Source organism: Pseudomonas sp. MWU16-30322, assembly GCF_020515535.1.
Classification (GTDB): Bacteria; Pseudomonadota; Gammaproteobacteria; order Pseudomonadales; family Pseudomonadaceae; genus Aquipseudomonas; species Aquipseudomonas fluorescens_H.
This window is the reverse complement of sequence record NZ_JAIWYL010000017.1, coordinates 34,805-47,054: the sequence shown is the minus strand read 5'-3', so window position 1 is coordinate 47,054 and position 12,250 is coordinate 34,805. Positions and strand designations below refer to the sequence as shown.

10 protein-coding genes are annotated in these 12,250 nt (G+C 61.9%); 7 read left to right on the top strand and 3 right to left on the bottom strand.

Going from position 1 to position 12,250, the window contains the following annotated elements; translation table 11 throughout:
- Positions 1-362: 362 nt before the first annotated feature.
- A complete protein-coding gene (locus LCH64_RS27340; protein ID WP_003226680.1) occupies positions 363-917 on the top strand; it encodes an RNA polymerase factor sigma-70 in 555 nt (184 codons plus the stop codon).
- A gap of 134 nt (positions 918-1,051) precedes the next feature.
- Here LCH64_RS27340 and LCH64_RS27335 read toward each other — a convergent pair whose 3' ends face one another.
- The 3 genes from LCH64_RS27335 to LCH64_RS27325 form a co-directional block, all read right to left on the bottom strand.
- Entirely contained in the window at positions 1,052-2,065 is a 1,014-nt protein-coding gene (locus LCH64_RS27335) for a GNAT family N-acetyltransferase (protein WP_226501870.1), read from the bottom strand.
- 84 nt (positions 2,066-2,149) lie between these two features.
- Positions 2,150-2,947, bottom strand: coding sequence for a transporter substrate-binding domain-containing protein (locus LCH64_RS27330; protein ID WP_226501869.1), 798 nt, complete (start codon positions 2,945-2,947; stop codon positions 2,150-2,152).
- 93 nt (positions 2,948-3,040) lie between these two features.
- Entirely contained in the window at positions 3,041-3,664 is a 624-nt protein-coding gene (locus LCH64_RS27325; RefSeq protein WP_103521051.1) for a TetR/AcrR family transcriptional regulator, read from the bottom strand.
- A gap of 183 nt (positions 3,665-3,847) precedes the next feature.
- Here LCH64_RS27325 and LCH64_RS27320 point away from each other — a divergent pair, with 183 nt between their 5' ends.
- The 6 genes from LCH64_RS27320 to LCH64_RS27295 all read left to right on the top strand — a co-directional run bounded on the left by LCH64_RS27320 (position 3,848) and on the right by LCH64_RS27295 (position 12,203).
- Positions 3,848-5,638 carry an acyclic terpene utilization AtuA family protein gene (locus tag LCH64_RS27320; protein ID WP_226501868.1) on the top strand — a complete coding sequence of 597 codons (1,791 nt, stop codon included), beginning with the start codon at positions 3,848-3,850 and terminating at the stop codon, positions 5,636-5,638.
- A gap of 12 nt (positions 5,639-5,650) precedes the next feature.
- Positions 5,651-6,520 (top strand): SDR family oxidoreductase, encoded by an 870-nt coding sequence (locus LCH64_RS27315; protein WP_226501867.1) that lies wholly within the window; start codon positions 5,651-5,653, stop codon positions 6,518-6,520.
- 3 nt (positions 6,521-6,523) lie between these two features.
- Complete coding sequence (gene atuC, locus LCH64_RS27310; protein ID WP_226501866.1) at positions 6,524-8,140, top strand: acyl-CoA carboxylase subunit beta; 1,617 nt, start codon at positions 6,524-6,526, stop codon at positions 8,138-8,140.
- Between the two features lie 30 nt (positions 8,141-8,170).
- The gene (gene atuD / locus LCH64_RS27305) at positions 8,171-9,328 is read left to right on the top strand and encodes a citronellyl-CoA dehydrogenase (protein ID WP_003226692.1); all 1,158 of its coding nucleotides are present in this window, start codon (positions 8,171-8,173) and stop codon (positions 9,326-9,328) included.
- Positions 9,325-10,122, top strand: a complete 798-nt coding sequence (locus tag LCH64_RS27300) for an enoyl-CoA hydratase-related protein (protein WP_226501865.1) — start codon at positions 9,325-9,327, stop codon at positions 10,120-10,122. The genes atuD and LCH64_RS27300 overlap by 4 nt, the downstream gene beginning before the upstream one ends.
- 119 nt (positions 10,123-10,241) lie before the next feature.
- Positions 10,242-12,203 carry an acetyl/propionyl/methylcrotonyl-CoA carboxylase subunit alpha gene (locus tag LCH64_RS27295; protein WP_226501864.1) on the top strand — a complete coding sequence of 654 codons (1,962 nt, stop codon included), beginning with the start codon at positions 10,242-10,244 and terminating at the stop codon, positions 12,201-12,203.
- Positions 12,204-12,250: the final 47 nt, after the last annotated feature.

The window sequence follows — 12,250 nt, the reverse complement described above, 5'->3', positions numbered from 1 at the left end:
CTGCCTGAATTCGGCTTGTTAAGTGGAATCGGGTGGCTGCGTCACGCCGGTCGAGGGCGTGCAGGGCGCGGTCTGTGCCGACCGCGCGAGGCTTGGGAATGCTGTCTGGCCGGGGCTGTGCGCCCGAAGCCATTCACCAATGAGAACGGATGACCTGGGGAAATAATTAGTCGGCGCGCAGGATCGCCAACGGGGGCCGAGGTGTGGCGGTGTGTCGCAGTTCTCGATTCGCACCTTTACGGAGCATTAGTTCTCTTTCTCAATTGACAATCATTATCATTCAACATAATTTGTCGCTCGATGTGTAGGACGGCCCCGTCCCCCAGGCGTCCCACTAACCTATTGGCAGCAAGGTGATTTCCATGACGGAACAAGTATCCACAAGCAGGTGCGATTCACCGCTACTTCAGGCCTTCGTCGACAATCGACTGATTCTGGTGAAGATTGCAGCCCGCATTACCGGCTGCCGTTCGCGCGCCGAAGACGTGGTTCAGGATGCGTTCTTCCGACTGCAGTCGGCTCCACCGATCACGTCGTCAATCAAGGCTCAATTGAGTTACCTGTTCCAGATCGTGCGCAATCTGGCCATCGATCACTACCGCAAACAGGCGCTGGAGCAGAAATACGCAGGCCCGGAAGAGGAAGGGTTGAACGTGGTCATTCAAGGCGCTTCGCCAGAAACCTCGCACATCAATTTCTCGACACTGGAACACATCGCCGACGCGCTGACCGAACTGCCCAGCCGTACCCGCTACGCCTTCGAGATGTACCGCCTGCACGGGGTGCCGCAAAAGGACATCGCCAAGGAACTCGGCGTCTCGCCGACCCTGGTCAACTTCATGATTCGTGATGCGCTGGTGCACTGCCGCAAGGTGTCGGGCAGTCGTGGGGATGCGGCTTCGATGGGTCGTCGCTAAGCCCTGAATTCGGCGTCAAGCCATTCGCGAGCAAGCCCGCTCCCACATTTGACCGGCGTACACAGGTCGATGTGGGAGCGGGCTTGCTCGCGAAGGCAGACTTGAGACCGCAATAGAACCCAGGCCTTGTCACCTCAGGCCAGCTTGCACCGATCGAAAAACCGCTCACGCCCCAGAATCATCAATGCCGCACGCTTGTGCGGAAAGTCGAATTCCTTCTCGCAGTGGAAGCACTGGTTGTGCATGTGGCCGATCATCTTCGCGTTGTCGGCACGCGGTTCGGCAACCACGCGCTGAGTGCGCGGATCATCCAGAAACAGGTAGTGCACCAGCGCCGACAACCAACTCGCGACTTTGTGCGGGCCACGGTGATTCTCCTCCCCCACCAGCATGTGAATGCCACGGTCGTAATTGTCGGCGTCGTAGAACGGCGCAATACGATCTTCCTTGGCCCAGTAGGCTTCGAAATAGGCAAACGGCTGATCGTCGAAACAACCGATCAGCGTCAGGGTGTGCGGATCGGCGTCGAGCTTGCTCAGGTATTCGCGATGCTGCTCAAGACTGCCCTCCTCCTGCCAGAAACTGGCGACCCGCGGACTGTTCTGCCAACGGTTGAAGCGCGCCAGATCCTGCTCGATTTCCACCGTGCGCAGGGAAATCCACGCACCGAGACGCGCATCGAAGCGCCGATAGACTTCACCGCGCGGCTTCACCGGGCGCAGCGGGTGGCGCTTGCCCTGGCTGATCACCATTTGCTGCGGGTAGCTGCCGCTCAAAGAGGTGCCGAGCCATGGCTGCGGCAGTTGCCAGAACAGTGTGCGTTCGCAGCGATACTCACCGGCCACCTCGGTACTCACCAGCAAACCGCTGAGCAAGGCTTCGGTGGGTGGCTGATCCAGCTGCCAGAGCAATTGCTGGCGCTCCGGCTCACGGGCGAACAACCAGTAACAGGCCGCCCACAACGCCAGGCCGGGCGGCAGGGCAAAACGCTCATCGAGCTGAATCGGGCCGTTGCCGCCACGATCCATACGCAGGCGAATCAGCGGTTGCCCGTCCAGGCTCAGGCTCAGACGGCTTTCAGTTGCATCGGCTACCAATTGGCTGCCCGAAGGCAAGGCCAGGGCAGTCAGGTCATTCAGATTGGACATGGGTCGGGCTCACGATAATCGTCGACAGTTCAACGATGGGACGTGAGCCAGGGGAGGAAATTTAGCCGCCGGGGTGAAAAACGCTCAGGGCTGCGGCACCGGCACCACGGCAATCTTGTACGGCTCGAAGATTTTCAGCATCTGGCCGTTGTTGCGCAGCCCCTGCAGTAACTTGCTGAACGCCTCGCCGGTGATCGGTGCGCTCGGGCGCAAAATGGCGTAGTGGTGATAAATCTGATCGATGCGCTGCGACACCAACAGCTCATCTTTAACCTTTTCATTGCGCTTCAGATAATCGAACAGGTAGGAGCGCGTCACCAAGGCAATGTCGGCGCGCCCGCGCAGAACCATCAACAGGTTGCTGTCGTGGGAATAGGTCAGCGTGGCGTTGAACGTATCAGCAAGGTATTTGGGATCGGCATTGAAGTTGGCGAACTCATAGTGATAACCGCTGTACAGCGCCAGGCGCTTGCCCTTGAGATCGGAAAAATAGTTTTCCTGGCGAGCATCTTTGCGTTGCGCGACAAAAATCTCGGCATCTTCCAGACCCATATCGACCGTGGTATGTGGAATGTCCTTCCAGCCCCACTCGGGGTTTTCGAAGATGGCCATGTCGGTGCGACCTTCCTTCAGATCGCCGAAACGCCGGGGAATCGAGGTCGGTACCAAGACAAACTGATAGTCCGTCTGCAACGCGTTGAGCGCTTCGACCAATTCCGGCAGCAGCCCGGTATCGGCGCCGCTTTCCGGGCGAATGGTGTAAGGGGGAAAGTGCGCGGCGCCCACTCGAACCAGTTGCGCCGCCTGCGCAGGCAACCCTGAAAATGCCGTCAGCGCGACGAGTACCAGACCCGTGGCCGTCCGAATTGGCGAAGACTTCAAAACACCCCACTCCCCGAAAAAATACCGATCAATGCATTCAAGCTAGGCGGTTTCGCCCAGTTAGCCAGTTTCCCGACCTTATAGAAAAATGGGTTAACGCTCTTCGAGCACCAGAATCAGCGCTTCATCGGCCAACTGATCGAGGCTCAGGCTGCCGCCGGCACGGAACCAGGTGGTGGTCCAGGACAGCGCGCCGGTGAGAAAACGTCGGGTAACGAATACATCGCCACGGATAAAACCGGCCTCCTTGGCTTCCCCCAGCACCTGCAGCCAGATGTCCTCATAGACATCGCGCAGGGCCAGCACCCGGGCCTGACCGTCTTCGGACAACGAGCGCCATTCGTAGACCAGCACCGCCATGGCTTCGCCGCTGCCGCCCATGATCGATTGCAATTCGCAGCGGATCAGCGCCAGCACCCGCTCGCGCACATGGGTGGCTTCGGCCAGCGCGGCGCGCATCAGCGCGGTGTTGTAGCGGATGGTCTCCTCCATCACCGCACGGAGGATTTCATCCTTGCTTTTGAAGTGATGAAAAATGCTCCCGGACTGAATCCCCACCGCCCCCGCCAGGTCACGCACCGTCGTGCGCTCGTAGCCCTTGTTGCGGAACAGGTGAGCCGCCACTTGCAGCAGTTTGCCGCGGGCACTGTCAGGGTCGGTCAACTGGCCCTGGTCGACCAGTTCGCGCATGACCCTCAGGGCTTTTTGCTCGTCCACCCGTTCTCTCCTACAGTCGATCAGTCTGTTGCCCCCTGAACACGCAGGGTTGCGCGCAATTTAAGCCGCGGGCCGCAACCAAGCAAGCGCTTGGGCAGAAGATATTTCAGTGGTTTACAAACCAAGCGCTTGCTTGGTAGCCTCCAGACACTTCTGTCGCAGGTTCCTGAGTCGGAGATAAAAATGCCCACCACCGTTCGGATCGGATGCGCTAGCGCATTCTGGGGTGACACCAGTACCGCCGCCGCACAACTTGTGGCCGGCGGACAGCTGGATTATCTGGTGTTCGATTACCTGGCCGAGATCACCATGTCGATCATGGCCGGCGCCCGTATGAAGGACCCGCAGGCCGGGTTCGCCGGGGACTTCGTCGAAGTGCTCGCGCCGCTGCTGCCGCAACTGGCTGAACAGAAAATCCGCGTCATCAGCAATGCCGGCGGGATCAATCCAAAAGCCTGTGCCGCCGCTCTGCAAGCCGCCTGCGACAAGGCCGGGATCAAGCTGAAAATCGCCGTGCTGCTCGGCGACGACCTGCAACCGCAATTCAAGCAACTTGCCGCCCAAGACATCCACGAAATGTTCAACGGCGCGCCGCTGCCGCCGATGTGCGTATCGACCAACGCCTACCTCGGCGCACCGGGCATCGTCGAAGCCCTGCGCCTGGGCGCCGACATCGTCATCACCGGGCGCGTGGTCGACAGCGCGGTGGTCAGTGCGGCGCTGGTGCATGAATTCGGCTGGGCGTGGCACGACTACGACAAACTGGCCCAGGGCGCGCTGGCCGGGCACATCATCGAGTGCGGCGCGCAATGTACCGGCGGCAACTTCACCGACTGGCGCGACGTGCCGGATTACGAACACATCGGTTTCCCCATCGTTGAAGTCAGCGCCGACGGCCAGTTCACCGTCAGCAAACCCGAAGGCTCCGGCGGCCTGGTGACGCCGCTGACCGTTGGCGAGCAGATGCTCTATGAAATCGGTGATCCGCAGGCGTATCTGTTGCCGGATGTGGTCTGCGATTTCACTCAGGTCAAACTGCAGCAACAAGGCAAAAACGCCGTGCACGTCCACGGCGCCAAAGGCCTGCCACCCAGCGACAAATACAAGGTCAGCGCGACCTGGCCGGACGGTTTCCGCTGCACCGCCAGTTGCCTGATCGCCGGTATCGATGCGGTGGACAAGGCCCGGCGCGTCAGCCAGGCGATCATCGACAAGACCTCGGAAATGTTCAGCCAACGCGGCTGGCCAGCGTACAGCGAAGTCGACATCGAACTGCTCGGCAGCGAAGCCACTTACGGCCCGCACGGCCAGCGTCGTGACAGCCGCGAGGTGGTGATCAAACTCGCGGTGCGCCATCCACTGAAACCGGCGCTGATCCTGTTCTCCCGGGAAATCGCCCAGGCTGCCACCGGCATGGCTCCGGGGCTGACCGGCATCGTCGGCGGACGGCCGACGGTATATCCGTTGATTCGCCTGTTTTCGTTCCTGATCGATAAAAACGCCTGCACCCTGCAAGTCGATATGGCCGGTGAACAGCACCCCTGCGCCCTGCCCGCGCAAACACCACTCGACAGCCACGATCTGCCCACCCCCGACCAGCCACCGAAACCCCAGGGCCGTGCCGACGCCAGTGTGCCGTTGGTGAAACTGGCGGTGGCGCGCTCCGGTGACAAGGGCAACCACAGCAACATCGGCGTCCTGCCGCGCCGCCCCGAATACCTGCCGTGGATCGCCGAAGCGCTGACCCTGGCAGTGATTGTCGACTGGATGAGCCACGTGCTCGACCCGATTCATGGCCGGGTCGAGCGCTGGTACCTGCCCGGCACCCACAGCCTGAATTTCCTGCTGGAAAACGCCCTCGGTGGTGGCGGTGTCGCGAGTTTGCGTATCGATCCACAGGGCAAGGCCTTCGCCCAGCAGTTGCTGGAAATCCAGATCCCGGTGCCGCAGAGCATCGCCGAACAGCTCGACTAGAGGATTCGCGTCATGGCTTATGAGTCAATTTTCCGTGCCGATCTGTTCAGCGGCCAGAACATCATCGTCACCGGTGGCGGCAGCGGCATCGGGCGCTGCACCGCGCATGAACTGGCGGCGCTCGGGGCCAATGTGCTGCTGGTCGGGCGCAAGCCGGAAAAACTGCAAAAGGTCGCCGCTGAAATCACCGAAGACGGTGGCCGCGCGCACTGGCAAGCCTGCGACATCCGTGATGAGGAAGCGGTGAAACAACTGGTCACTGAGTTGATCGCCGAACACGGGCCGATCCACGGTCTGGTCAACAATGCCGGCGGCCAGTACCCGTCGCCACTGGCCTCGATCAATCAGAAAGGCTTCGAAACCGTGCTGCGGACCAATCTGGTCGGCGGCTTCCTGATGGCCCGGGAAGTGTTCAACCAGTCGATGAGCAAGCACGGTGGCAACATCGTCAACATGCTCGCCGACATGTGGGGCGGCATGCCCGGCATGGGCCATTCCGGCGCGGCACGTTCGGGGATGGACAACTTCACCAAGACCGCCGCGTTCGAATGGGGTTACGCCGGGGTGCGGGTCAATGCAGTGGCGCCGGGCTGGATCGCGTCCAGCGGCATGGACACTTATGAAGGCGCGTTCAAAGCAGTGATCCCGACCCTGCGCGAACATGTGCCGCTCAAGCGCATCGGTACCGAATCGGAAGTCAGTGCGGCGATCGTTTTCCTGCTCAGTCCGGCGGCGGCGTTCATCAGCGGCAGCACCTTGAAAATCGATGGCGCAGCCAGTCTCGGCAGCCGCGCATGGCCGTTGCCCAAGGCGAGCCACAGCGAGTCGTTCAACGGTTTCCATCGGGCGTACCTGCCCGACGTGCTCAAGGACAAGGAGTAAGCCATGCCGCAGATCCAGTCCCAACTCGATCCGCACAGTGAGGCCTTCGCCCGCAATCAGACGGCGATGCTCACGGCCATCGAGCACGTCCAGCAACTGGAACAGAACCTGCTGAACAAGGCTGCCGAAGCCAAGGCCAAATTCGACAAGCGCGGGCAACTGCTGCCCCGTGAACGCCTGAATCTGCTGCTCGACCCCGGCGCACCGTTCCTCGAACTGGCGAGCCTGGCCGGTTACAAACTGCACGACGACAAGGACGGCAGCGCCGCCGGCGGTGGCCTGATTGCCGGCATCGGTTACGTGTCCGGCATACGCGTGATGGTGGTGGCCAACAACAGCGCGATCAAGGGCGGCACCATTTCCCCGACTGGCCTGAAAAAGTCCCTGCGCCTGCAACAGATCGCCCAGGAAAACAAACTGCCGGTGATCACCCTCGCCGAAAGCGGCGGGGCCAACCTCAACTATGCCGCGGAGATTTTCGTCGAGGGTGCGCGCAGCTTTGCCAATCAGGCGCGGATGTCGGCCATGGGCCTGCCGCAAATTACCGTGGTGCACGGTTCGGCCACGGCGGGTGGCGCGTATCAACCGGGGCTGTCGGATTACGTGGTGGTGGTACGCGGCAAGGCCAAGCTGTTTCTTGCCGGGCCGCCGCTGCTCAAAGCCGCGACGGGCGAGGTCGCCACCGATGAAGAGCTGGGCGGCGCCGAGATGCACGCGCAGGTCGCCGGCACCGCCGAGTACCTGGCCGAGAACGATGCCGATGGCGTGCGGCTGGTGCGCGAGATCCTGCGCATGTTGCCGTGGAACGAGCAACTGCCGTGGCTGCCCGAGCTGCAATACAAGGCGCCGCTGTACCCGATCGACGAACTGCTCGGACTGATCCCCGACGACCCGAAAAAGCCCTACGACGTGCGCGAAATCATTGCGCGGATTGCTGATGAATCCGAGTTCCTTGAATTCAAGGGCGAGTTCGATCAACACACCGTTTGCGGCCAACTGAAAATCCACGGTCGCGCCTGCGGTTTGATCGGCAACAACGGCCCGATCACCCCCGCCGGGGCGAGCAAGGCCGCGCAGTTCATTCAGCTGTGCGACCAGAGCCAGACGCCGCTGCTGTTTTTCCATAACACCACCGGGTTCATGGTCGGCACCGAATCCGAGCAGCAAGGCGTGATCAAACACGGCTCGAAACTGATTCAAGCGGTGGCCAATACGCGAGTGCCTAAACTGACGATTGTCGTCGGCGGTTCCTACGGTGCCGGCAACTATGCGATGTGCGGGCGCGGTCTCGATCCACGCTTCATTTTTGCCTGGCCCAACAGCCGCACCGCGGTGATGGGCGGCGCGCAGGCCGGCAAGGTGCTGCGCATCGTCACCGAGGCCAAACAGCTCAAAGAGGGCTTGGTGCCGGACCCGAAAATGCTCGACATGCTCGAACAGGTCACCGCGCAGAAACTCGACAGCCAGTCCACCGCGCTCTACGGCAGCGCCAACCTGTGGGACGACGGCCTGATCGACCCACGCGATACCCGCACCCTGCTCGGATACCTGCTGGATATTTGCCATGAAGCCGACATCCGCACGCTGCAACCCAACAGCTTCGGCGTCAGCCGCTTCTGACTGCCACGGATCCCAAGGAGAACAATAAAAATGATCTTCACCCCGGAACACGAAGCACTGCGCCGCACCGTCCGCCAATTCGTCGAGCACGAAATCAACCCGCACGTCGATGAATGGGAACAGGCCGGGCGCTTTCCGATCCACGAGATTTTCCGCAAGGCCGGCGACCTCGGGTTGCTGGGGATTTCCAAGCCGGAAAAATTCGGCGGCATGGGCCTCGACTACAGCTATTCGATTGTCGCCGCCGAAGAGTTTGGCACCATCCACTGCGGCGGCATTCCGATGTCGATCGGCGTACAGACCGACATGTGCACCCCGGCGCTGGCCCGCTTCGGCTCCGATGAATTGCGCGACGAATTCCTCCGCCCCGCGATTAGCGGCGAGCAGGTCGGCTGCATCGGAGTCTCGGAAGTCGGTGCCGGCTCCGACGTCGCCGGGCTCAAGACCAGCGCGCGCAAGGACGGCGACGACTACGTGATCAACGGCAGCAAGATGTGGATCACCAATTCACCGAGTGCCGACTTCATCTGCCTGCTGGCCAACACCTCGGACGACAAGCCGCACATCAACAAGTCGCTGATCATGGTGCCGATGAACACCCCGGGCATCAGCCTCAGCTCGCACCTGGACAAGCTCGGCATGCGCAGCTCGGAAACCGCGCAGGTGTTTTTCGATAACGTGCGTGTGCCGCAGCGCAACCGCATCGGCCACGAAGGCGCCGGGTTCATGATGCAGATGCTGCAGTTCCAGGAAGAACGCCTGTTCGGCGCGGCGAACATGATCAAGGGTCTGGAATATTGCGTCGACAGCACCATCGAGTACTGCAAGGAGCGCAAGACCTTCGGCAACGCGCTGATCGACAATCAGGTGATTCACTTCCGCCTCGCCGAATTGCAGACCGAAATCGAATGCCTGCGGGCGCTGGTCTATCAGGCCACCGAGCAGTATGTGAAGGGCCAGGACGTCACACGCCTGGCGTCGATGGCCAAGCTCAAGGCCGGACGCCTCGGTCGTGAAGTCAGCGACAGCTGTCTGCAATATTGGGGCGGCATGGGCTTCATGTGGGACAACCCGGTGGCCCGCGCCTATCGCGATGTGCGGCTGGTGTCGATTGGCGGCGGCGCCGACGAAATCATGCTGGGGATCATCTGCAAACTGATGGGCATCCTGCCGGGGAAAAAGAAATGAGCGCCCTGCCCGACTGCCAGACGCTGCTGCTGGAACAGCACGGCGGCGTGCTGCACATCACCCTCAATCGCCCGGAAAGCCGCAATGCGATGAGCCTGCAAATGGTCGCCGAGCTGCGTGCGGTGCTGGCGGCGGTGCGCGATGACCGCGGGGTGCGCGCTCTGGTCCTCAGCGGTGCCGGTGGGCATTTCTGTGCGGGTGGCGACATCAAGGACATGGCCAATGCCCGTGCCCAAGGGGCCGACGCTTACCGCGAGTTGAACCGCGCCTTTGGAGCCCTGCTGCAAGAAGCTCAGGACGCACCACAAGTGCTGATCACCGTGCTGCAGGGCGCAGTGCTCGGTGGTGGTTTCGGACTGGCATGTGTCAGCGATATCGCAATGGCCGACCATCAAGCGCAGTTCGGTCTGCCGGAAACCAGCCTCGGTTTGCTGCCGGCGCAGATCGCTCCGTTCGTGGTGCAACGCATCGGCCTGACCGAAACCCGTCGCCTGGCACTGACCGCCGCGCGCTTCGATGGCCATCAGGCCCGGCGGTTGGGGCTGGTGCATTTTGTCGAGCAGGATCCGCAAGCGCTGGCCGAACGCCTCGATGAAGTGATCGACCATGTTCTGTGCTGCGCGCCCGAAGCGAATGCGGCAACCAAAAAGCTGCTGCTGGCCAGTGCCGGTCAGCCTTCGAGTGAATTGCTGGATGAAGCGGCGCGGTGGTTCAGCGAAGCGGTGACCGGGGCCGAAGGGATCGAGGGCACCCTGGCTTTTGTGCAAAAACGTAAACCTGGGTGGGCCCCTTAAAAGCTTCGCGAGCAGGCTCACTCCTACAAGGGGGTTTGGGCCGTTCACAAAACCTGTAGGAGTGAGCCTGCTCGCGATGAGGCCAACACATTCACCGCCACAATTTCAGGAACAAGACCATGCCCGCCATCCACAAAATCCTGATCGCCAACCGCGGTGAAATCGCCTGCCGCATCCAGCGCACCGCCCAGGCCCTCGGCTATCGCACCGTTGCCGTATTCAGCGATGCTGACGCCAATGCCCTGCACGTGCAGATGGCCGATCAAGCGGTGAACATCGGCGCCGCCCCGGTGCAGCAGTCCTACCTGAACATCCCGGCGATCCTCGACGCCGCCCGCCGCAGCGGTGCCGACGCGATTCATCCCGGCTATGGCTTCCTCTCGGAAAATGCCGGATTCGCCCGCGCCTGCGCAGAGGCCGGCCTGACCTTTATCGGCCCCAGCGCCGACGCCATCGAACTGATGGGCAGCAAGCGCCTGTCGAAAATCGCCATGCTCGACGCCGGCGTGCCGTGTATTGCCGGCTATCAAGGCGCCGCGCAGGACGACGCCACGTTGCTGCGCGAGGCCGAGCGCATTGGCTACCCGCTGATGATCAAGGCCAGCGCTGGCGGCGGTGGACGCGGGATGCGCCTGGTGCACAGCAGCGAGGAGTTGCCGGCGCAATTGCGCACCGCTCGCTCCGAGGCGCTGAACGGTTTCGGCAGTGATGAGCTGATCCTCGAACAGGCGCTGATCGAACCACGGCACGTCGAGGTGCAACTGTTCGGCGATCATCACGGCAACCTGATCTACCTCGGCGAGCGCGACTGCTCGGTGCAGCGTCGCCACCAGAAAGTCATCGAGGAGGCGCCCTGCCCGGTGATGACCCACGAGTTGCGCCAGGCCATGGGCGAAGCGGCGCTCAAGGCTGGCCGGGCGGTGAATTACCTAGGTGCCGGCACCGTCGAGTTTCTGCTCGATGCCCGTGGGCAGTTCTACTTTCTGGAAATGAACACGCGTCTGCAGGTCGAGCATCCGGTGACCGAGTTGATCACCGGGCAGGATCTAGTCGCCTGGCAATTGGCCGTCGTCGAAGGGCAGCCGCTGCCGTTGACTCAGGATCAGGTCGCGCTGAACGGCCACGCCATGGAAGTGCGTCTGTATGCCGAAGATCCGACGCAGAATTTCCTGCCGCAGACCGGTCGTGTACAAGCCTGGGAACCGGCGGGGAGTCCTGGGGCGCGGATCGATCACGGCTTGCGCGAAGGTCAGTGGGTCAGCCCGTTCTACGACCCGATGCTCGGCAAACTGATTGCCCACGGCGCCACCCGCGAAGAAGCGCGGCGCAAACTGTTGCGCGCGGTGCAGGACAGCGTGCTGCTCGGCGTGCAGACCAATCAGCGTTTGCTGGTCAGCCTGCTGCAACATCCGCAGTTCATCAGCGGCGAGTTCAGTACCGCGTTCATTGCTCAGCACTTCACTGACCACCCTTGCCTGCACGCCTACGCCCCCGGTGCGGAGGAACTGGCCATCGCCGCCGTGCTGTTTTATCAGTCTGGCGCGCGGGCGCATCGTGCGCCACTCAAGGGCTGGCGCAACAATGCCGGCGTGCCGCTCAATTTTCGTCTCGGTGTGGAAGAACGGGACTGGACCTTGCAGCTGCTTGCGGACGGCGCTGGCCGATTCACCGTGAACGTGATGCAGCGCGCGCTGGCGCTGACCGTCATCGATTGCGACGAGCGCGCGGTGACGCTGGAAGTCGACGGCCTGCGCCAGCGTCACGCTTATCGGGTCGATGGTGAAGAACTCTGGCTGTTCACCCACCCCGGCAGCCTGCGCCTGGAGGATCGAACTCATGCGCTCATCAGCAGTCAGAGCAGCGTCAGCTCCGGCACACTCAAGGCGCCGATGGACGGTGCCATCGTCGACGTGCTGGTCAGCGAAGGCAGCACGGTCAGCAAGGGTCAGTTGCTGGTGGTGCTGGAGGCAATGAAAATGGAGCACCCGCTCAAGGCCGGCATCGACGGCGTGCTCAAGCGGGTGCAGGTCAAGGTCGGCGATCAGGTAAAAAATCGTCAGGTTCTGTTGCAGGTCGAGTGAGTCGCCAGGCGCAAACGCGAGGTTTGACTACGCTCTGATCTATCAGG

Coding starts and splice junctions, on each gene's coding strand:
- LCH64_RS27340 (WP_003226680.1), top strand. CDS start 363: ATGACGGAACAAGTATCCACAAGCAGGTGCGATTCACCGCTACTTCAG.
- LCH64_RS27335 (WP_226501870.1), bottom strand. CDS start 2,065: ATGTCCAATCTGAATGACCTGACTGCCCTGGCCTTGCCTTCGGGCAGC.
- LCH64_RS27320 (WP_226501868.1), top strand. CDS start 3,848: ATGCCCACCACCGTTCGGATCGGATGCGCTAGCGCATTCTGGGGTGAC.
- LCH64_RS27315 (WP_226501867.1), top strand. CDS start 5,651: ATGGCTTATGAGTCAATTTTCCGTGCCGATCTGTTCAGCGGCCAGAAC.
- atuC (WP_226501866.1), top strand. CDS start 6,524: ATGCCGCAGATCCAGTCCCAACTCGATCCGCACAGTGAGGCCTTCGCC.
- atuD (WP_003226692.1), top strand. CDS start 8,171: ATGATCTTCACCCCGGAACACGAAGCACTGCGCCGCACCGTCCGCCAA.
- LCH64_RS27300 (WP_226501865.1), top strand. CDS start 9,325: ATGAGCGCCCTGCCCGACTGCCAGACGCTGCTGCTGGAACAGCACGGC.
- LCH64_RS27295 (WP_226501864.1), top strand. CDS start 10,242: ATGCCCGCCATCCACAAAATCCTGATCGCCAACCGCGGTGAAATCGCC.